The 18441-nt window shown below is 29.9% G+C and carries 24 protein-coding genes; 20 read left to right on the top strand and 4 right to left on the bottom strand.

What is annotated here, in order from left to right; translation table 11 throughout:
- Positions 1–16 precede the first annotated feature (16 nt).
- The 16 genes from SJY17_RS10305 (at position 17) to SJY17_RS10230 (ending at position 11692) form a co-directional block, all read left to right on the top strand.
- The gene (locus SJY17_RS10305; protein WP_397362473.1) at positions 17–631 is read left to right on the top strand and encodes a protein-tyrosine-phosphatase; all 615 of its coding nucleotides are present in this window, start codon (positions 17–19) and stop codon (positions 629–631) included.
- Complete coding sequence (locus SJY17_RS10300; RefSeq protein WP_397362472.1) at positions 632–1300, top strand: MIP/aquaporin family protein; 669 nt, start codon at positions 632–634, stop codon at positions 1298–1300. It begins immediately after the preceding gene.
- 68 nt (positions 1301–1368) lie between these two features.
- On the top strand, positions 1369–2025 hold the full coding sequence (locus tag SJY17_RS10295) for a TetR family transcriptional regulator C-terminal domain-containing protein (protein ID WP_397362471.1): 657 nt from the start codon (positions 1369–1371) through the stop codon (positions 2023–2025).
- A 16-nt stretch (positions 2026–2041) separates the two neighbouring features.
- On the top strand, positions 2042–3352 hold the full coding sequence (locus SJY17_RS10290) for an ABC1 kinase family protein (protein ID WP_397362470.1): 1311 nt from the start codon (positions 2042–2044) through the stop codon (positions 3350–3352).
- Positions 3353–3979, top strand: a complete 627-nt coding sequence (locus SJY17_RS10285) for a flavin reductase family protein (protein ID WP_397362469.1) — start codon at positions 3353–3355, stop codon at positions 3977–3979. It begins immediately after the preceding gene.
- Positions 3980–3991: 12 nt separating this feature from the next.
- Positions 3992–5416 (top strand): SDR family oxidoreductase, encoded by a 1425-nt coding sequence (locus SJY17_RS10280; protein ID WP_397362468.1) that lies wholly within the window; start codon positions 3992–3994, stop codon positions 5414–5416.
- Between the two features lie 274 nt (positions 5417–5690).
- The gene (locus SJY17_RS10275; protein WP_397362467.1) at positions 5691–5969 is read left to right on the top strand and encodes a TIGR03643 family protein; all 279 of its coding nucleotides are present in this window, start codon (positions 5691–5693) and stop codon (positions 5967–5969) included.
- Between the two features lie 428 nt (positions 5970–6397).
- Positions 6398–6622, top strand: coding sequence for a hypothetical protein (locus SJY17_RS10270; RefSeq protein WP_397362466.1), 225 nt, complete (start codon positions 6398–6400; stop codon positions 6620–6622).
- Between the two features lie 104 nt (positions 6623–6726).
- Positions 6727–7410: an SDR family NAD(P)-dependent oxidoreductase gene (locus SJY17_RS10265; protein ID WP_397362465.1), complete on the top strand. Its 684-nt coding sequence runs from the start codon at positions 6727–6729 to the stop codon at positions 7408–7410.
- Between the two features lie 4 nt (positions 7411–7414).
- On the top strand, positions 7415–7951 hold the full coding sequence (locus SJY17_RS10260; RefSeq protein WP_397362464.1) for a glutathione peroxidase: 537 nt from the start codon (positions 7415–7417) through the stop codon (positions 7949–7951).
- 5 nt (positions 7952–7956) lie between these two features.
- Positions 7957–8133, top strand: a complete 177-nt coding sequence (locus SJY17_RS10255) for a Lacal_2735 family protein (RefSeq protein WP_397362463.1) — start codon at positions 7957–7959, stop codon at positions 8131–8133.
- Positions 8120–8581 carry a TspO/MBR family protein gene (locus tag SJY17_RS10250; protein ID WP_397362462.1) on the top strand — a complete coding sequence of 154 codons (462 nt, stop codon included), beginning with the start codon at positions 8120–8122 and terminating at the stop codon, positions 8579–8581. Before SJY17_RS10255 ends, SJY17_RS10250 begins: the two co-directional genes overlap by 14 nt.
- 1 nt (position 8582) lies before the next feature.
- On the top strand, positions 8583–9044 hold the full coding sequence (locus tag SJY17_RS10245; RefSeq protein WP_397362461.1) for a cell division inhibitor: 462 nt from the start codon (positions 8583–8585) through the stop codon (positions 9042–9044).
- Positions 9045–9046: 2 nt separating this feature from the next.
- Positions 9047–10348: a cryptochrome/photolyase family protein gene (locus tag SJY17_RS10240; protein ID WP_397362460.1), complete on the top strand. Its 1302-nt coding sequence runs from the start codon at positions 9047–9049 to the stop codon at positions 10346–10348.
- Between the two features lie 94 nt (positions 10349–10442).
- Complete coding sequence (locus SJY17_RS10235; protein ID WP_397362459.1) at positions 10443–11246, top strand: hypothetical protein; 804 nt, start codon at positions 10443–10445, stop codon at positions 11244–11246.
- Between the two features lie 83 nt (positions 11247–11329).
- Complete coding sequence (locus SJY17_RS10230) at positions 11330–11692, top strand: SnoaL-like domain-containing protein (protein ID WP_397362458.1); 363 nt, start codon at positions 11330–11332, stop codon at positions 11690–11692.
- A 59-nt stretch (positions 11693–11751) separates the two neighbouring features.
- Here SJY17_RS10230 and SJY17_RS10225 read toward each other — a convergent pair whose 3' ends face one another.
- The 4 genes from SJY17_RS10225 to SJY17_RS10210 form a co-directional block, all read right to left on the bottom strand.
- Positions 11752–12141 carry a lipocalin family protein gene (locus SJY17_RS10225; protein WP_397362457.1) on the bottom strand — a complete coding sequence of 130 codons (390 nt, stop codon included), beginning with the start codon at positions 12139–12141 and terminating at the stop codon, positions 11752–11754.
- A 5-nt stretch (positions 12142–12146) separates the two neighbouring features.
- Positions 12147–13463 (bottom strand): UDP-N-acetylglucosamine 1-carboxyvinyltransferase, encoded by a 1317-nt coding sequence (gene murA / locus SJY17_RS10220; protein ID WP_397362456.1) that lies wholly within the window; start codon positions 13461–13463, stop codon positions 12147–12149.
- 8 nt (positions 13464–13471) lie between these two features.
- Entirely contained in the window at positions 13472–14134 is a 663-nt protein-coding gene (locus tag SJY17_RS10215; protein WP_397362455.1) for a DUF4290 domain-containing protein, read from the bottom strand.
- Between the two features lie 70 nt (positions 14135–14204).
- Complete coding sequence (locus SJY17_RS10210) at positions 14205–14498, bottom strand: DUF493 family protein (RefSeq protein WP_397362454.1); 294 nt, start codon at positions 14496–14498, stop codon at positions 14205–14207.
- An 88-nt stretch (positions 14499–14586) separates the two neighbouring features.
- On the opposite strand from SJY17_RS10210, the gene SJY17_RS10205 reads away from it, so the two are divergent.
- From SJY17_RS10205 to SJY17_RS10190, 4 genes are all read left to right on the top strand, one after another.
- Positions 14587–15129, top strand: a complete 543-nt coding sequence (locus SJY17_RS10205; protein ID WP_397362453.1) for an AAA family ATPase — start codon at positions 14587–14589, stop codon at positions 15127–15129.
- Positions 15129–17024, top strand: coding sequence for an ATP-dependent DNA helicase RecQ (locus tag SJY17_RS10200; RefSeq protein ID WP_397362452.1), 1896 nt, complete (start codon positions 15129–15131; stop codon positions 17022–17024). The genes SJY17_RS10205 and SJY17_RS10200 overlap by 1 nt, the downstream gene beginning before the upstream one ends.
- 2 nt (positions 17025–17026) lie before the next feature.
- Positions 17027–17977: a methionyl-tRNA formyltransferase gene (fmt, locus tag SJY17_RS10195; protein WP_397362451.1), complete on the top strand. Its 951-nt coding sequence runs from the start codon at positions 17027–17029 to the stop codon at positions 17975–17977.
- 191 nt (positions 17978–18168) lie between these two features.
- Positions 18169–18441 carry an HU family DNA-binding protein gene (locus SJY17_RS10190; protein WP_055436671.1) on the top strand — a complete coding sequence of 91 codons (273 nt, stop codon included), beginning with the start codon at positions 18169–18171 and terminating at the stop codon, positions 18439–18441.

Raw genomic sequence — 18441 nt, 5'->3', positions numbered from 1 at the left:
TAATTAATCAAAAAAAATGTTTAAAGACATCAACTTATATATAGAAAACTTAAAAACAGATTCAATCTCTGAAGATCGTAAAGCTATTTTACAGCCTTTAATAGATTTTGTAAGTTTAAAAAGCAAACAAAAACAACCAATAGATTTAAATTTTATTTGCACACATAACTCCAGACGTAGTCATTTGTCACAAGTTTGGGCACAAGTATTATCTAACTATTTCAATATTTTTAATGTTACTTGTTATTCTGGAGGAACAGAAGCAACTGCTTTATTTCCAAAAGCTGCTGAAACACTATCAAAAACAGGTTTTGATATTAAAACAATTGCAGAAGGAAACAATCCAATTTATAGCATAAAATATAATGACAATGCACATCCAATAATTGCATTTTCTAAAACATATGATGACGCATTTAACCCTAAATCCAATTTTGCAGCAATCTTAACCTGCTCAAGCGCTGATAAAGGTTGTCCTTTTATTGCTGGAGCAGAAAAACGTATTCCTATTACTTATGAAGATCCAAAAGCATTTGATAATACAGAGCTTCAAGATGAAAAATATTTAGAAAGATCGACACAAATAGCTACAGAAATGAAGTATGTATTCCAACAAGTAAGCACACAATAAATGAGAAAATATCTAGCAGAAACCATTGGTACATTTGCAATGATTTTTTGTGGTTGTGGAGCCATGACTATAAACGAGGTAACCAATGGAAGCATCTCTCATGTTGGCGTAGCTTCTGTCTGGGGACTAATTGTAATGGCAATGATTTATGCATTTGGTGCAATTTCTGGCGCTCATTTTAATCCTGCAGTATCCATAGGTTTTGCATTTGCTAAAAAATTTGCTTGGAAAGAAGTACCAAAATATTTTATAGCTCAATTTTTAGGAGCCATTATAGCAATAGCTTTATTATGGTATCTGTTTCCAGATAGTCAATTTTTAGGAGAGAGTACACCTATGACAGGTTATCCAGATTTTAAAGCTGGAATTATTGAGTTTATTTTAACCTTTATTTTAATGTCTGTGATAATAAATATCTCAACAGGAAGTAAAGAAATTGGTGTAATGGCTGGAATTGCAGTTGGAGGCATCATACTATTAGAAGCTATGTTTGCTGGACCAATTACAAAAGCCTCCATGAATCCAGTCAGAACCATTGCTCCTGCACTATTTACTGGTCGTTTTGATCATGTTTGGTTTTATATTGCAGCGCATGTTTTAGGAGCTATTTCGGCAGTTTTATCCTATAATTTATTTAATTCTAAACTAGCAAACACAAAGTCTTGTTAAATTTTGTTTAACTATTATTATTTATAGTTAAACATTTTGTATGTTTATGCTATAAATATCTTTACAAGATGGCAAAAAAGAAAAATATAAATGCAATCCAAATAATTTCATATTATATGGATTATGTTTTAGAACATAATGAACAACCAAAATCTGTTTACGTGTTTGCAAAACATAACAATTTTGATGAAGCAAAATTTTATGAACACTTTAGTGGTTTTGATGCGTTAGAAAAGCAAGTTTTTAAAACTTTTTTTGATAATACTCATAAAGCTTTAGAGGCTAATGAAGATTATAAGTCTTTCAACCCAAGAAACAAACTATTAAGCTTTTACTTTACCTTTTTTGAAAACTTAACAGCAAACAGAAGCTATGTAATATATACATTAAACAAGTATAAAAATAGCTTAAAAAGTTTTTCTGCTTTATCAGAATTAAAATCAAGTTTCACCAATTATATTAATGACTTAGATATTGAATTAATTGATGTTAAACAAGACCAATTACAGCGTATTCAAAACAGAGGTCTTAAAGAAACTGCTTGGCTTCAATTATTATTAACCCTGAAATTTTGGATGGATGATACTTCTTCTTCATTTGAAAAAACAGATGTTTTTATTGAAAAATCAGTTAATACTAGTTTTGATGTATTAAATGTAATCCCTCTAAAAAGTATCATTGACTTTGGAAAATTCATCTTCAAAGAAAAAATTCAGATGAATTAATTTAAAAAGCAAACTATTGAAAACAATAGATAAAATACCTACCTCAAAAATTGCACGCGCTACCAAAATGGTTACCACTGGAGCCAAAGTTGGTGTCAATTATTTAAAATATTATGGTGACAAAATCACCAAAACTGAAGCTGAAGCAAAATCTAGATTAGACCAAAACAATGCAGAAGACATCTATGATGGACTAAAAAAACTTAAAGGAAGTGCACTTAAAGTTGCGCAAATGTTAAGCATGGAAAAAAGTATTTTACCACAAGCTTATGTAGAAAAATTCTCTTTAGCACAATTCTCTGTTCCGCCTTTATCAGCTCCTTTAGTTAGTAAAACATTTAAAAAATATTTTGGAAAATTACCAAGTCAAATTTACGATAAATTTAATCTTAACTCAGTAAATGCTGCAAGCATTGGACAAGTACATTTAGCAGAAAAGGATGAAAAAAAACTTGCTGTAAAAATTCAATATCCTGGTGTTGCAGATAGCATTGCTTCAGATTTAGCAATGGTTAAGCCTATTGCAATCAAAATGTTTAATATTAAAGGAAAAGATTCTGATAAATATTTTAAAGAAGTTGAAAATAAGCTAATTGAAGAAACTAATTATATTCTAGAAGTTGAACAAAGCTTAGCTATTGTTGAAGCCTGTAAACATATACCTAATTTAAAATTTCCAAATTATTACAAACAATTATCTTCAGAACGCATCATTACAATGGATTGGATGGAAGGTGAACATCTTTCAGAATTTACTGCTTATAACACAGATCTAGACAAAGCAAACAAGTTAGGTCAGGCACTATGGGACTTTTATATGTACCAAATGCATGTCATTAAAAAAGTACATGCAGATCCACACCCTGGAAATTTTTTAATCTCAAAAGAAGCAGATTTAATTGCTTTAGATTTTGGTTGTATGAAGGAAATCCCAAACGATTTTTATGTGCCTTATTTTGAGTTAGCTACAAAAGAAGTGATTGATAACCCTAAGCTTTTTAAAGAAAAAATGTATGAACTGGAAATATTACGTAAAGATGATAGCAAAGAAGAATTAGCGTTTTTCTCTAATATGTTTCACGAGCTGTTAAGCTTGTTTACTAAGCCATTCAATGAAGAAGTTTTTGACTTTTCAAATCCAGAATTTTTTGATGCTATATCAGAAATGGGGCAACGTTACAGCAAAAACACAGAGCTACGGAAAATGAATGCTAACAGAGGTTCTAAACATTTTATTTACATAAACAGAACGTTCTTTGGGCTATATAATTTAATGTTTGATTTAAAAGCAAAAAACGTTAAAATAAATAACTTTAGGACTTTATAAATGGCATATTTCAGCAGAAAAAAAATAGACGCTTTACAACATCTATACAAGATTAACCTAATAAATAGTTGCTCTGGTTTTAAAAGTGCAAATTTAATTGGAACAAAATCTAAAGCAGGAGAAGAAAACGTAGCTGTCTTTAGTTCAGTCACACATATTGGAAGCAGTCCTCCTCTACTTGGCTTTTTCTGTAGGCCAACAACGGTTATGCGTCATACATATGAAAACATAAAGGAAACTGGGATTTACACCTTAAATTCTATTCATTTAGATAATTTTGAAGACGCTCATCATACTTCTGCAAAATATAAAAAAAGTATCTCAGAATTTGATGTCACAAACTTAGCTTCAGAATATAAAAAAGACTGCTTTTCACCATTTGTAAAAGACTCTCCAATACAATTAGAAATGCAATTTGTTACAGAATATCCAATTAAAGAAAATGATACTATTTTGGTAATTGGAGAAATTAAAGGTTTGTACATAAATGATGATTTATTAGAAGACGATGGTTTTATAAATCTATCTAAAGCAAATATTACTACCATTAATGGCTTGGATGGATATACAATCCCAAAATTAAAAAAACGCTTAGCATACCAAAGACCGAAAATATTTAAGCAGTAAAAAACAAAACCCATGAAAATATTAGTAACAGGAGCAACAGGCTACATTGGTAAGCGCATTATTCCGTTATTATTAGATCAAGGCCACACTGTTTTTTGTGCTGTTCGTGGAAAATTGCGTACCGAAAAAAAATATTCCGACGAGGATAATCTACATGTAATTGAAGCCGATTTTTTAAAGTCAGACACACTTAAAAACATTCCAAAAGATATTGATGCTGCTTATTATTTAATACACTCGATGTCAAACTCGGTTGATCGATTTCATAAAATGGAAGAAGACTGTGCAATCAATTTTAAAAACTATATCGAAACTACTAACGTTAAACAAGTAATTTATCTTAGCGGGATTACCAATGACACTAAACTTTCTAAACATTTACTATCCAGAAAAAACGTTGAAGAGACTTTAAAATCTGACCACTATGCATTAACCGTTTTTAAAGCAGGAATCATTGTTGGTTCTGGGAGTGCAAGTTTTGAAATTATTCGTGATTTAGTCGAAAAACTACCTGTTATGGTAGCACCAAAATGGTTAAACACTAAAACACAACCCATTGGTGTACGCGACGTATTAGCTTTTTTAATAAAAGGTTTAGCTAAACCAGAATTATACAATACCTCTCATGATATTTTTGGTACAGAAATCATGACATATAAGCAAATGTTATTACAATTTTCTGAAGTAAGAAAATTAAAACGATATATCTTTACTGTACCTGTAATGACTCCAAAACTTTCCAGTTATTGGTTATATTTTGTTACATCCACGTCTTTTAAACTAGCCTCATCATTAGTAAATAGTATGGGAATTGAGATTATTGGAGAAACAAGCAACATCAATAGACTATTAAATGTGCAACCTATGTCTTACAAAGAAGCAGTAAAATTTGCTTTTGTAAAAATTGAAGGCAATGAAATTATCTCAAGTTGGAAAGATGCATTTATAAATAGTCGTCATAAAAAACAGGCTTCTACAAAATACCTGAAAGTGCCAAAATATGGTTGTTTTATAGACATTAAAGAGCGTAATGTTTTAGACGAAAAACGCACTTTAGACAAAATATGGGCTATAGGTGGAGAAAACGGTTGGTATTATGGTACAGTATTATGGAAAATTAGAGGGTTTTTAGATAAAATGGTTGGTGGAATTGGCTTACGAAGAGGACGCACTAATAAAACAGAAATTAAAATAGGAGATGCGCTAGACTTTTGGCGTGTTTTATTGGCAGATAAAGATGAGAAACGCCTCATCCTTTTTGCCGAAATGAAACTACCTGGTGAAGCTTGGTTAGAATTTAAAGTCGCCAAAGGGAAAGTATACCAACGTGCAACCTTTAGGCCACGTGGACTTTGGGGAAGGTTATATTGGTACAGTGTCCTACCCTTTCATGGGTTTATATTTAAAGGGATGATAAATAAATTGGCTAATGCCTAATTTAAAAGAAAGTTTTAGTAATACAAAACGATCAACAAGTAATAATTAAATACCTGACAAACTAAATTAACCTTTTTAGAAAAGTAACAGAATCTAATATGTTAAATTTTGTTTAACATATTAGTAAAAATATTAAACATTTTGTATATTTGAATTAATAATTAAAAACTGATTATTTGACAATTTGTACCAGTCAAGAAAATAAAAAGTTCATTGACAAACTGCTAAATAAAAAACAAGTTATAATGTGCAGTTTAATTTTTCATCTAAATAAATGATTAAAGAATTTACAATTGAAGAGTTAGATCGCATCATAGAAATGGCATGGGAAGATCGCACTCCTTTTGAAGCTATTACGTTTCAATTTGGAATAAAAGAACAAGAAATAATTACATTAATGCGTCTCGAAATGAAACTAAGTAGTTTCAAATTATGGCGATCAAGAGTGCAAGGAAGAAACACAAAGCACAGTAAAAAACGTGATTTTGAAAAAGGACGATTTAAATGCTCAAGACAAAAACAAATCACACACAACAAAATATCTAAACGATAAAACAGTTTACAAAAATAAGAAGGATAGATTTAGAGTTAAAAAATCCAATTAAAAATAGGTGAAATAAATTTTTTGTGGTTTAAACCACAATAATAAGTTAAAAATTACTTTATTTGAAAATTAATACTATTTAGATTAGTAGTTGGTAAATAAAATTAGTACATTAACTCAAACTATGAGCTAAACTTAGTACCTATATAAGTAAAGCTAAAAAGCCTCTTTTATTCTCAACTAGAATTTTAATGGCTTAAAAACAAAATTATATTATATAAAAAACGTTCTTAGGTACAAGTACGCTTAACAAAAAGACATGTGTATCGTCACGTGGAATTAAAACGAAATTTTTAAAACTAAAAACTATTTTTAATAGTAAAATAGCTACTAAAAAACAACTTAGTTTTAGAATTATTAAAAAAAAGAGTAAGATTATGAGCATTGTAGAAAAAGCAATAGAATTTAAAGAAAAAAAACACAAATTTATTACAACTAGCGATAGAATTATTGCTGCAAGAGAGGTTAAAGAATTAATCCTAGGTGTAAACGAATTATATAAAGTAAATAAAGATTCAGAATTGATGGATCTTATGAAAGACCTAACAGTTATAAAACAAAAAATTGAAAAACGTTTAAAAGGTAGACCGTCTGCTGCATAAAATATAGGTTATTATATTTTAGATAAACACTTAACAAAGTGGTACAATTTAACATAAAAAATTATGTTAGTACCACTTTTTTTATACCCAATAATTAAAAAATCATGAAACATTTAGTCATCATTGGAGGTAGCAAAGGTATAGGGAAAGCCATTACAGAAACCTTTGTTAATACTCATAAAATAAGCAATATTAGTAGGACTGCTCCAGAATTAACTCATCCAAATTTAGCACATTATACTTGTGATGTTTTAAATGAAGACTTACCAGATATACCTAAAGTTGATACATTAATTTATTGTCCAGGAAGTATAAATTTAAAGCCTTTAGGACGCTTAAAGTTAGAGGATTTTAGGGAAGATTTTGAAGTTAATGTCATTGGAGCAGTAAAATCTATTCAAAAATATATTGAGCCTCTAAAAAAAGGACAAAACCCTTCAATCATTTTATTTAGTACAGTAGCAACAAAATTAGGGATGCCATTTCATGCAAGTGTTGCTGCTTCAAAAAGTGCTATTGAAGGTTTAGTAAAATCTATTGGAGCAGAATTAGCACCTACAGTTAGGATTAATGCAATTGCAACAACTGTTAAAGATACTACTTTAGCATCAAAATTATTACGTAATGAAAAAATGATTGAAAACATGACCCAACGTCATCCTCTTAAAAAATTTCTAAACCCTCAGGAAGTTGCTGACATGGTTGCGTTTTTAACTTCAAGTAAAGCAGCTTCAATTTCGGGACAAATTTTTGAAATGGACTGTGGGATAGTCAGCTTTAAATTATAAAACTATGAATCCATTTAAAACATTTCTTGCAACTTTATTTTTAAAAACAGATACTAATCTGACTAATGTAACCTCTATTTATGATATTAAAATTAATAGTTTACAAAACAAACCTATAGATTTTAAATTATTTAAAGGCAAATACATATTATTTGTAAATGTAGCATCAAAATGTGGTTTTACACCTCAATACAAGGACTTACAAAGCTTACATCAAAAATATAATGACAAATTACAAGTCATTGGTATACCATGTAACCAATTTGGAAGTCAAGAACCAGGAGATGCTAATGCTATTGAAACGTTTTGCGAAGTCAATTATGGAGTATCTTTTTTAATTACTGAAAAAGCAGATGTAAAAGGAAACAATCAACATGCTTTATATGATTGGTTAACTAAAAAACAAAACAATGGTTTGAGCAGCTCAACTGTAAAATGGAATTTTCAAAAATACTTAGTTGGTCCAGAAGGTCAATTTTTAGATTATTTCTATTCTATGACTAGCCCAACCAGTTCTAAAATAACAAAATACTTAAATTAAAAATTATGTTTGGATTATTTAAATCAAAAACCGAAATAGAAAAGCTGCAAATAAAATATAATAAACTTATGAAAGACTATTATAGATTATCATCAATAAACAGAAGTCAAAGTGATGCAGCATATGCAGAAGCTAATAAAGTTATGGATAACATTGAAAAATTAAAAAATGAAAATTCTTAAACCTTTAATATTATTTTTACTAATCAATTTTGGCGCATTAGCACTTGGAAGTTGGCTAATGAATAATGGACCAATGACAGATTGGTACACAAGCTTAAATCAAGCTCCTTGGACACCTCCAGGATGGGTCTTTGGTGTGGCTTGGACAATTATTATGGTTTGTTTTTCAATTTATTTAGCATATTTATTTTTAAAATCAGATTCTACAAAGCTAAGGTTAGCTTTTACACTTCAAGTATTTTTAAATGTAATATGGAATTATGTGTTTTTCAATCAGCATCAAGTTGCTCTAGGTTTAGTAGTTATTTCTGCTTTAACAGTTGTAATTTTCACGTTTTTCTTCAGCAATAAAAAAGAAATAAAAAACATAAGTTACTTATTATTACCATACATGGTTTGGTTGTTAATAGCAACATCGCTTAATGCTTATATTCTTTTAAATAATTAAGATGAAAATATACAGGTTACACAAAAAACAGAATTTACCAATTACTAAAACACAAGCTTGGAATTTTCTTTCGGATCCTAAAAACCTAAAAGTCATTACACCAGATTATATGGGATTTAATATCTTATCTGGTGCAGATAGACCAATGTTTGCTGGACAAATTATTCAATACATAGTAACACCAGTTTTTGGTATTAAAACCAAATGGGTTACAGAGATTACACATACAAAAGAAGGCGAATACTTTGTGGATGAACAACGTTTTGGTCCCTACTCACTTTGGCATCACAAGCATTTTATAAAAGAAATTGAAGGTGGTGTAGAAATGGAAGATATTATAGACTATAAAATACCAATGGGATTTTTAGGTCAACTAATGCATCCTATTTTAGTGAAACCTAAATTGGAAGAAATTTTTAAATACAGAACAACTAAATTGGAAGAATTATTTGGTAAATACTAAAGATGAAACAAGCAATTAACATATTTTGGTTTAGACGTGATTTACGTCTAGAAGATAATCATGGTTTATACCAAGCATTAAAAAGTGGCAAACCTGTATTACCAATCTTTATTTTTGATGATGACATTTTAGACAAACTCCCAAAGGATGATGCTCGTGTAACTTTTATACATGATAGCTTAAAAACTATGCAAATTAGTCTTAAAAAACACAACTCTACTATTGCTGTTTTTAAAGGTAAACCAGAAACTATATTCAAACAGATAATTGAAGATTATACAGTAAAGTCTGTATATACAAATCACGATTATGAGCCTTATGCAATTGCCAGGGATAATACTATTAAAACACTTTTAAATTCAAAGAATATTGAATTTAAAACGTATAAAGATCAAGTTATTTTTGAACGTAATGAAATTGTAAAAAAAGATGGTACACCTTATAGAGTTTATACGCCATTTTCACGTATTTGGATTGATACTTTTAAAAGAAAAGGTATTACTTTTTATCCATCAGAAACACTATTAGACCATACTTTTAAAGCAGAAAGATTACCAAATTTAGATTTAGAAACTATTGGTTTTACAGAAGCAAAAATAAAAGTTAAACCTTATACAGTTACACCACAATTAATTGCAGATTATGAAGCAACACGTAATTTTCCTGCACAAGACAATACCTCTAAAATAGGACCACATTTACGTTTTGGTACTGTTAGTGTCCGAAAAATGGTTAATGAAGCTAACAAACAAAGCAATATTACCTTTTTAAAAGAATTAATTTGGCGTGAGTTTTTTACGCAAATTTTATGGCATTTTCCACATACACAAATAGATGCTTTTAAACCAAAATACGATCGTATTGAATGGCGAAACAATGAAACCGAATTTAAAGCTTGGTGCGAAGGTAAAACAGGTTACCCTTTAGTAGATGCAGGAATGCGACAACTTAACCAAACTGGCTTTATGCATAATCGTGTACGCATGTTAATTGGTAGTTTTTTATGCAAACACTTATTAATAGATTGGCGTTGGGGAGAAGCTTATTTTGCTTTAAAATTAAACGACTACGATATGTCTAGTAATGTTGGTAACTGGCAATGGGTTGCTGGTTGTGGTGTTGATGCTGCACCATACTTTAGGATTTTTAACCCAACAACACAGATTGAAAAGTTTGATAAAAAACACCAATATATAAAACAGTGGGTTCCAGATTATCAGGAGCTAACCTATCCTACTCCAATTGTAGATCATAAAGCTGCTAGAGAACGTTGCTTGAAGGTTTATAAGGAAGCAGTAGCCTAAATTTATTATTAAAGAATAGTTTTATTATACTTTAAACTCTATATGTTATTTGCTATTTTAGTACACCAACTATTAAACACAGACAAGCTAAAACATGAGTGAAATTGAAATACAAGCAAAAAATAAAACAAAAGACATTAAACTACATTCTGCTAAAGCAATAAGTGGAGCAACATTTTTAGGTGAACCATTAGCTGCTGGTTATTTAATTAGCGAAAATTTTAATGCTTTAAATAAACCAGATGAAGGACGTAAATCTTTAATTATAGGAATTATTACAACCATTGTACTTTTTGGAGGTATATTTTTAATTCCTCAAAATATAATTGAAAAACTTCCTAGAGTATTAATTCCATCAATTTATACTGCAATTATTTGGGCAATCGTCGAGTGGAAACAAGGAGATGATTTAAAGATCCACAAAGAAAATGAAAATTCATTTTTTTCAGGTTGGAGAGCTGCTGGAGTTGGTTTTATTTCACTATTAATAATTGGAATTGGGCTATTTGGATATGCTTACCTAGAATCAAATAATCCAGCTTATAAAATTTATGATACAAAAATCGAACAGTTTTCTAAAAACGAAACTGAATCTCTAACTTTTTATGATAATATAAGTACTAAAAATAATACAACTTTAATAAGCGAATTAGATAATTTAGTAATACCAAAATGGAAACAGAATGTTGATATTATTAAAGAATTAAATACTGTTGATGGTTTATCTTCTGATTTATTAAATCAAAACAAAACGTTATTAAAGTATTCAGAATTAAGACTAGAAACCTTTTTACTAATTAAAAAAGCAATTAGTGAGGATACTGATAAGTATGATAAACAAATAGAAATGTTAAATTTTAGAATTGATAGTGAAATAGATAAGTTAAATCAAAACTAATTTCGAATAAAACCAAATTAATGACAAAACAATTGATACGCAATTTTTTATTATCTTTAAATCAAACTAAAATCTAAATATTTATGAATACTAAAGAAGTTGCTCAACAATGGGCTAATATGTGCAGAGAAGGTAAAAACCTTGAATGTGTAGAACAATTATATGCAGACAACGTGGTTTGCAAAGAAATGCCTGGAATGCCAGGAGAAGTAACCTCTGGAAAGCAAAATATCTGGAATAAAAGTAAAGAATGGTTAGAAAACGTGGAAGCATTTCATGCTAGTTCTATTAGCGAGCCTGTTGTAGCTGGAAACTTTTTTACTGCAAAAATGACTTTTGATTGCACTTTTAAAGACAGAGGAAGACAACAAATGGAGGAGGTTTGTGTATACGAAGTAAAAGATGGTAAAATTGCTAGTGAACAGTATTTTTATAGTATGGAATAAATTTCTTTTAACTAAAAACATAAAAAAAGCTTCAATTAAAAATTGAAGCTTTTTTATAATTATTTTATTTTTCTTTTAAAATAAATTTGAATAACAACATCCTCTTCTTTATTAACTGATTCCAGCATAAGATTTTGGCTATCTAATTTCACTATTTTGTATTGTTCATCAGGAACATATTCTTCTTTAATTGTTAGTATTTTTTCATCTCCATTATATACCCAAGTTCCAGAATGTTCAGTATCAATAGTGCCTTCATTAGTTATATACGAATTGACTATACCATTTTCTAAAAATTCAATATAATTCCTTTCTTCTTCTTTTTCTTGCTCAACTGAATTGACTGTTACTTTCTCTATTTCCCATTTACCTAATATCTTTTCTATAGATTGAAAAGATAACAATGTAAATACTAATACTACAATTAATGGTGTTTTTAAGTTTTTCATAAATTTTAATTCCCTTCAAAACGTTCAATTTTAGCTCCAATTGCTTGTAAACGTTCTACTATTTTTTGGTAACCTCTATCTATCTGTTCAATATTATGGATTGTAGATGTTCCTTTTGCAGATAATGCTGCAATTAACAAGCTAATACCAGCTCTAATATCTGGAGACACCATAGTAGTTGCTTTTAATTGAGACTTAAAGTCATGACCCATTACTGTTGCTCTGTGTGGATCGCAAAGTATTATTTTTGCTCCCATATCTATCAATTTATCTACAAAGAATAAACGACTTTCAAACATCTTTTGGTGTACTAAAACCTCTCCTCTAGCCTGAGTTGCCACAACCAATACAATACTTAATAAATCAGGAGTAAATCCTGGCCAAGGTGCATCTGCAATGGTTAAAATTGAACCATCAATATAGTTTTGTATCTCGTAACCATCTTTATGTGCAGGAATATGGATATCGTCTCCTTGTTTTTCAACAGTAATACCTAGTTTTCTAAACACATCAGGTATTTGACCTAAATCATCCCAACTTACATTTTTAATAGTCAGTTCGCTTTTTGTCATAGCAGCAAGACCAATCCAACTACCAATTTCAATCATATCTGGTAACATGGTATGCTCTGTACCACCTAAGCTATCAACACCTTCAATGGTTAATAAATTAGATCCTACACCAGAAATCTTGGCTCCCATCCTATTTAGCATTTTACATAATTGCTGTAAGTAAGGCTCGCAAGCTGCGTTGTATATAGTTGTTATACCTTCTGCAAGTACTGCTGCCATTACAATATTAGCAGTTCCTGTTACAGAAGCTTCGTCTAACAACATATCTGTACCAACTAATTTATCGGCTTCAACACCATAAAAATAATCTTCGCGATTGTATCTAAATTTTGCTCCAAGATTTATAAAACCTTCAAAATGCGTATCTAAACGACGACGTCCAATTTTATCTCCTCCTGGTTTTGGAATATATCCTTTACCAAAACGTGCTAATAATGGTCCAACCATCATAATTGACCCTCTTAAACCACTACCTTCCTTTTTAAAATCGGCAGTTTGCATATAATCTAAATCAATATTATCTGCTTGAAAGGTATAAGTACCTTCAGATAATTTATTAACCTTTACTCCTAAGTTTCCTAATAAGGTAATTAACTTATTAATATCAATAATATCAGGAATATTATTTATGGTTACTTTTTCTGGAGTTAATAAAACAGCACACAATATTTGTAATGCTTCGTTTTTTGCGCCTTGAGGTTGGATGTTTCCTTTAAGTTGGTGTCCACCTTCAATTTTAAATGTTCCCATAAATATGATTAATATCTTTTTCGGTTTCGGTTTTGGTTGTTGTTTTTCTTGTTAGTTCCTTTTTTATTATTAGAACTTTTAGAGTATTTTTTTCCGCTTGACATCTTCATCAAACGTGATGAATCTGTTAAAGCTTCTTCAGATCCTTTTAAATTAATTTTACCATCAGATAATTCGAATAAATGTGTAAAAATAACTTCATCTTCAACCGTATCTTTATTCCAATTTAAAAAGCATTTTTTCATGTGGTTAGCAATTGTATATAACAGTGCTTCCTTCATCTCACCTTCTTCCCAAGTATTTGCAACGTCAATCATGGTTTTTATATTGTTACCATAAAAACGATACTTTGGAAAATTCTGAGGATACTCTAAAACTTCAGGACGTTCTGACAATTCTTCTTTTGAAGGTACTCCATAAGGTGAATCTGCATCTAATTCAAAATTAGACATGATAAATAATTGATCCCAAAGCTTATGCTGAAAATCTGCTACATCACGTAAATGCGGTTGCATATTACCCATGACAGCAATTATAGATTTTGCTAGTTTATTGCGCTCTTCTTTAGTGTCTTGCAATTTAGCATGGTTAATCATTTTTTGAATATGTCTTCCATATTCAGGAATAATTAAATGTTCACGCTCTGTGTTATACTCTATGTCGTCTATCAAAATAAAAAAGTGTAGAATTTATATGTGTCGCATCGAAGTTTCTAATGCACGTGCAAAATACAAAAAAAAACTATAGGCTTATCACTCCTTCAACTTTTTCTGTAACTTCTAAATATTTTTTAATTACATGATCTGGGTTTTTCATCCTAACATTAATAGAAACGCTAGTATACTTACCATTACTAGACTCTTTAGTTTTAATAACTGCACCCATATTATCAAAAATCGCTTCAACTTGAGCAATTTTTTCTAAGCTTGAAAGCACTATAAATTTATACAAATACTCATTTGGCCACAATGTTGTGTCTTGTAATTGTACTTTTAATTTTGCGTAAAATTCTTCTGGATTTGGTGTCTTATTCATGCTAATTTTATAAACAACAAATATACCAATTTGTTTAGATTTTTTTTTAATGAATTTATTTCGGATTTTTACAATTAAATTATTTCATTTGAAAGCAAAAAAAATAGTCATTACAGGAGGTCCAAGTACAGGGAAATCTGCAATTATTAACGAGTTAATTAAACGTGGTTATACCTGTTATGAAGAAATATCTAGGCAAGTAACCCTTGACGCTAGAGAGAAAGGGATAGAACAGTTGTTTTTAACCAAACCTTTATTGTTTAGCGAATTACTTTTAAAAGGTAGAGAAAAGCAATATCAAGATGCCAAAAATAGTGACAGTCAATTTGTGTTTTTAGACAGAGGTATTCCTGACGTTGTGGCATATATGGATTATGTAAAAGAAGACTATCCAGAAAATTTCATTGCCTCTTGCAAAAAAAACACCTATGATTACGTGTTTATTTTAGCACCTTGGCAAGAAATATACAAAAGTGATGCTGTACGTTACGAAAGTTTTGAGCAAGCAAAAATTATACATCATAACCTGTTGGAAACCTACCAGAAATACGATTACAATTTACAAGACGTCCCTTTTGGAAGTATTGAAACCAGAGCGCAACACATTTTAGACGTTGTAAAAGCCTTATAATGGCACATCCAATAAACATATTAGAACGTTATTGGAAATTTACATCCTTTAGACCTTTACAAGAAGACATTATTAATGCAGTAATAGAAGGCGAAGACACCTTTGCATTATTACCAACTGGTGGAGGAAAAAGTGTCTGTTTCCAGATTCCAGCTTTAGCAATGGAAGGGATTTGTATTGTTATTTCTCCTTTAGTAGCTTTAATGAAAGATCAGGTAAATGCACTTCAAAATAAAGGCATTAAAGCTATTGCTTTAACTAGCGGAATTGCACATAAAGACATTGATACACTTTTAGATAATTGCATTTATGGTAATTATAAATTTTTATACCTCTCTCCAGAGCGTTTACAGCAAGAACTAGTACAAGATCGTATTAGGCAAATGAATGTAAATTTGATTGCTGTAGATGAGGCCCATTGTATTAGTCAATGGGGAAATGACTTTAGACCAGCTTACAAAAATATTACTATTTTAAGACAACTACATCCAACTATAAATGTAATTGCTCTTACTGCAAGTGCAACACCAGAAGTTGTACAAGATATTATTACAGAATTAGATTTTATTGCTCCAAAAGTATTTAAGCAATCGTTTTATAGACCAAACATTGCTTATATGGTTTTTAATGAGGAAGATAAATATTTTAGACTAGAGGCTATTTTAAACAAAAACCCGCAATCTTCTATTATTTACGTTAGAAACAGACGATTGTCACTGGAAATTAGTCAATTTTTAGAGAAAAAAAATATTAGCAGCACCTTTTATCATGGTGGATTAAACAACACAATAAAAGATCAAAACTTACAAGACTGGATTAGTAATAAAAAGCAAGTTATTGTTGCTACAAACGCATTTGGAATGGGAATTGATAAACCAGATGTAAAAACAGTTATACATATTAATTTACCAGATAGTATAGAAAGTTATTTTCAAGAAGCTGGAAGAGCTGGTCGTGATGAGGCTAAAGCCTATGCTGTTATTTTAAAAAACAACAACGATTATAATACGTTAAACAATCAATTTATAAAAGTTTTACCTACTGTAGATTATGTAAAAATAGTATACAGAAAATTAAGCAACTATTTTCAAATCCCTTATGGAGAAGGAGCAGAACAAGTTTTTGATTTTAATTTTAATGACTTTTGTAAAACCTATAAATTTAATACTGTAATGACCTATAAGGCTTTGCAAATATTAGACAACACTAGTATTATTAATCTTAGTAAACAATTTAACAAACGTATTGAGGTACAATTTATAGTGTCTAGTGTTACATTATTTAAATATTTAGACTCTCATAAAGATTTTGAAATTATAATAAAATCTATTTTAAGAACTTATGGAGGGATTTTTGAGCACAATACAAAAATAAACATTAGCTTAATAGTAATTAAAGCATCTGTAAAAGAAGATACATTAGTTTCGGTTTTAGAGCAATTAGAAAAAGATGAAATAATTACACTTAAAATAAATAAAACAGATGCGCAAATTACTTTTATCCAACCAAGAGAGGATGATAAAGCTATAAATAGAATTGCTACAATTATAGAACAACAAAATACATTAAAACAAAAACAGGTAAAAGCAGTATTAGATTACGTTAATAATGACCAAATTTGCAAAAGCAAACAGCTGTTAACTTATTTTGGAGAGCAAGATATTGAGAACTGTGGGATTTGTTCTGTTTGTATTTTAGCGAAAGCGAAACCCAAAACAGATTTTAAAGCTATTAAAAACAACATAATTAAAGTATTAGAGATTGGTAACAAAAACTCTAAAGAGTTATTTAAACAGCTTGATTATAACGAAGAAGATATTAATAATACATTAAAAGTACTACTAGAAGATAATGTTATAGACATTACAAAAACTAATAGCTACAAATTAAAATAGATATGAATAAAGACATAAGAATAGTATTTATGGGAACGCCAGATTTTGCTGTCGCAACCTTAAAAACAATTTTAGACCATAAATATAATGTAGTTGGTGTCATTACAGCACCAGACAGACCAGCAGGACGTGGACGTAAATTAAACGAATCTGCAGTAAAGGTATTTGCAAAAGAACAAGGTTTAACTATTTTACAACCTACAAATCTTAAAAACACAGATTTTTTAGAACAGCTTGAAGCATTAAAAGCTAATTTACAGATTATTGTAGCTTTTAGAATGTTACCAAAAGTAGTTTGGGATATGCCAAAACATGGTACTTTTAATTTACATGCGTCTTTATTACCTAATTATAGAGGTGCTGCTCCAATAAATTGGGCTATTATAAATGGCGAAACAAAAACTGGTGTCTCTACTTTTTTTATAGATGAAAAAATTGATACTGGAGCAATGATCTTGCAACAAGAAACAGATATTGAACCAACTGAAAACGCTGGAAGCTTACACGACAGATTAATGTCTATTGGAAGTGGCTTAGTAGTAGATACTATACAACTTATTGAAAAAGGAGATGTTAAGACGACACCTCAGCCAGAAGATGCAATTTCAAAAACTGCCTACAAATTAAATAGAGATAACTGTAAATTAGATTTTACAGCATCTATTAAAAACACCTATAACAAGATAAGAGGTTTAAGTCCATATCCAGCTGCTTGGTGCCAATTACACAACAATGAAGAGGTATTAGACATTAAAATATACAAAGCAGAGCCTGAAATAGAGCAACATAACTTAGAAACAGGAACCCTTATTAGTAGCAAATCAACACTTAAAGTAGCTGTAAAAGAAGGCTTTATAAATTTATTAGAGATAAAGCTTCCTGGGAAAAGAACAATGGACGTTAAGTCTCTATTAAATGGTTATACTTTTGATAAAGACGCAAAACTTCTCTAAACCCTTTCTATCATTGATATAGCTATAAATCGCTATAAAATGCTCATCTTTATTAACAAATGCCTTAAGTTATTAACAAAACCATGCATTTCCCTTGCTATTACTTGCGTAATAGCATAATCCGTATAATTTTGTAGAGGATTTAACAAAAACTGTTAATCAACAATTTATTAATAATTAAAATTAAAATTATGAACAAAACAGATTTAATCGACGCTATGGCAGAACACGCAGGAATTACAAAAGCTGCATCAAAGAAAGCTTTAGAATGTGCGTTAATCGAAATTGAAGGAGCATTACAAAAAGGAGACAGAGTTTCTTTAGTAGGATTTGGTTCTTGGTCAGTATCTAAAAGAGCTGCAAGAGACGGAAGAAACCCTCAAACAGGAAAAACTATCAAAATCAAAGCTAAAAACGTTGTTAAGTTTAAAGCTGGTTCTGATTTAGCAGGTGCTGTAAACTAG

The sequence above is a fragment of the Olleya sp. R77988 genome (assembly GCF_044594215.1).
Lineage (GTDB): Bacteria > Bacteroidota > Bacteroidia > Flavobacteriales > Flavobacteriaceae > Olleya.
Note: the sequence above shows the minus strand (reverse complement) of the source record. Positions and strands in the feature narration are given on the sequence as shown.

Excerpts from the sequence above, each read along its gene's own strand:
- SJY17_RS10305 (WP_397362473.1), top strand. The coding sequence starts at position 17 with ATGTTTAAAGACATCAACTTATATATAGAAAACTTAAAAACAGATTCA.
- SJY17_RS10300 (WP_397362472.1), top strand. The coding sequence starts at position 632 with ATGAGAAAATATCTAGCAGAAACCATTGGTACATTTGCAATGATTTTT.
- SJY17_RS10295 (WP_397362471.1), top strand. The coding sequence starts at position 1,369 with ATGGCAAAAAAGAAAAATATAAATGCAATCCAAATAATTTCATATTAT.
- SJY17_RS10285 (WP_397362469.1), top strand. The coding sequence starts at position 3,353 with ATGGCATATTTCAGCAGAAAAAAAATAGACGCTTTACAACATCTATAC.
- SJY17_RS10280 (WP_397362468.1), top strand. The coding sequence starts at position 3,992 with ATGAAAATATTAGTAACAGGAGCAACAGGCTACATTGGTAAGCGCATT.
- SJY17_RS10275 (WP_397362467.1), top strand. The coding sequence starts at position 5,691 with ATGATTAAAGAATTTACAATTGAAGAGTTAGATCGCATCATAGAAATG.
- SJY17_RS10270 (WP_397362466.1), top strand. The coding sequence starts at position 6,398 with ATGAGCATTGTAGAAAAAGCAATAGAATTTAAAGAAAAAAAACACAAA.
- SJY17_RS10265 (WP_397362465.1), top strand. The coding sequence starts at position 6,727 with ATGAAACATTTAGTCATCATTGGAGGTAGCAAAGGTATAGGGAAAGCC.
- SJY17_RS10260 (WP_397362464.1), top strand. The coding sequence starts at position 7,415 with ATGAATCCATTTAAAACATTTCTTGCAACTTTATTTTTAAAAACAGAT.
- SJY17_RS10255 (WP_397362463.1), top strand. The coding sequence starts at position 7,957 with ATGTTTGGATTATTTAAATCAAAAACCGAAATAGAAAAGCTGCAAATA.
- SJY17_RS10250 (WP_397362462.1), top strand. The coding sequence starts at position 8,120 with ATGAAAATTCTTAAACCTTTAATATTATTTTTACTAATCAATTTTGGC.
- SJY17_RS10245 (WP_397362461.1), top strand. The coding sequence starts at position 8,583 with ATGAAAATATACAGGTTACACAAAAAACAGAATTTACCAATTACTAAA.
- SJY17_RS10240 (WP_397362460.1), top strand. The coding sequence starts at position 9,047 with ATGAAACAAGCAATTAACATATTTTGGTTTAGACGTGATTTACGTCTA.
- SJY17_RS10235 (WP_397362459.1), top strand. The coding sequence starts at position 10,443 with ATGAGTGAAATTGAAATACAAGCAAAAAATAAAACAAAAGACATTAAA.
- SJY17_RS10230 (WP_397362458.1), top strand. The coding sequence starts at position 11,330 with ATGAATACTAAAGAAGTTGCTCAACAATGGGCTAATATGTGCAGAGAA.
- SJY17_RS10225 (WP_397362457.1), bottom strand. The coding sequence starts at position 12,141 with ATGAAAAACTTAAAAACACCATTAATTGTAGTATTAGTATTTACATTG.
- murA (WP_397362456.1), bottom strand. The coding sequence starts at position 13,463 with ATGGGAACATTTAAAATTGAAGGTGGACACCAACTTAAAGGAAACATC.
- SJY17_RS10210 (WP_397362454.1), bottom strand. The coding sequence starts at position 14,498 with ATGAATAAGACACCAAATCCAGAAGAATTTTACGCAAAATTAAAAGTA.
- SJY17_RS10200 (WP_397362452.1), top strand. The coding sequence starts at position 15,129 with ATGGCACATCCAATAAACATATTAGAACGTTATTGGAAATTTACATCC.
- fmt (WP_397362451.1), top strand. The coding sequence starts at position 17,027 with ATGAATAAAGACATAAGAATAGTATTTATGGGAACGCCAGATTTTGCT.
- SJY17_RS10190 (WP_055436671.1), top strand. The coding sequence starts at position 18,169 with ATGAACAAAACAGATTTAATCGACGCTATGGCAGAACACGCAGGAATT.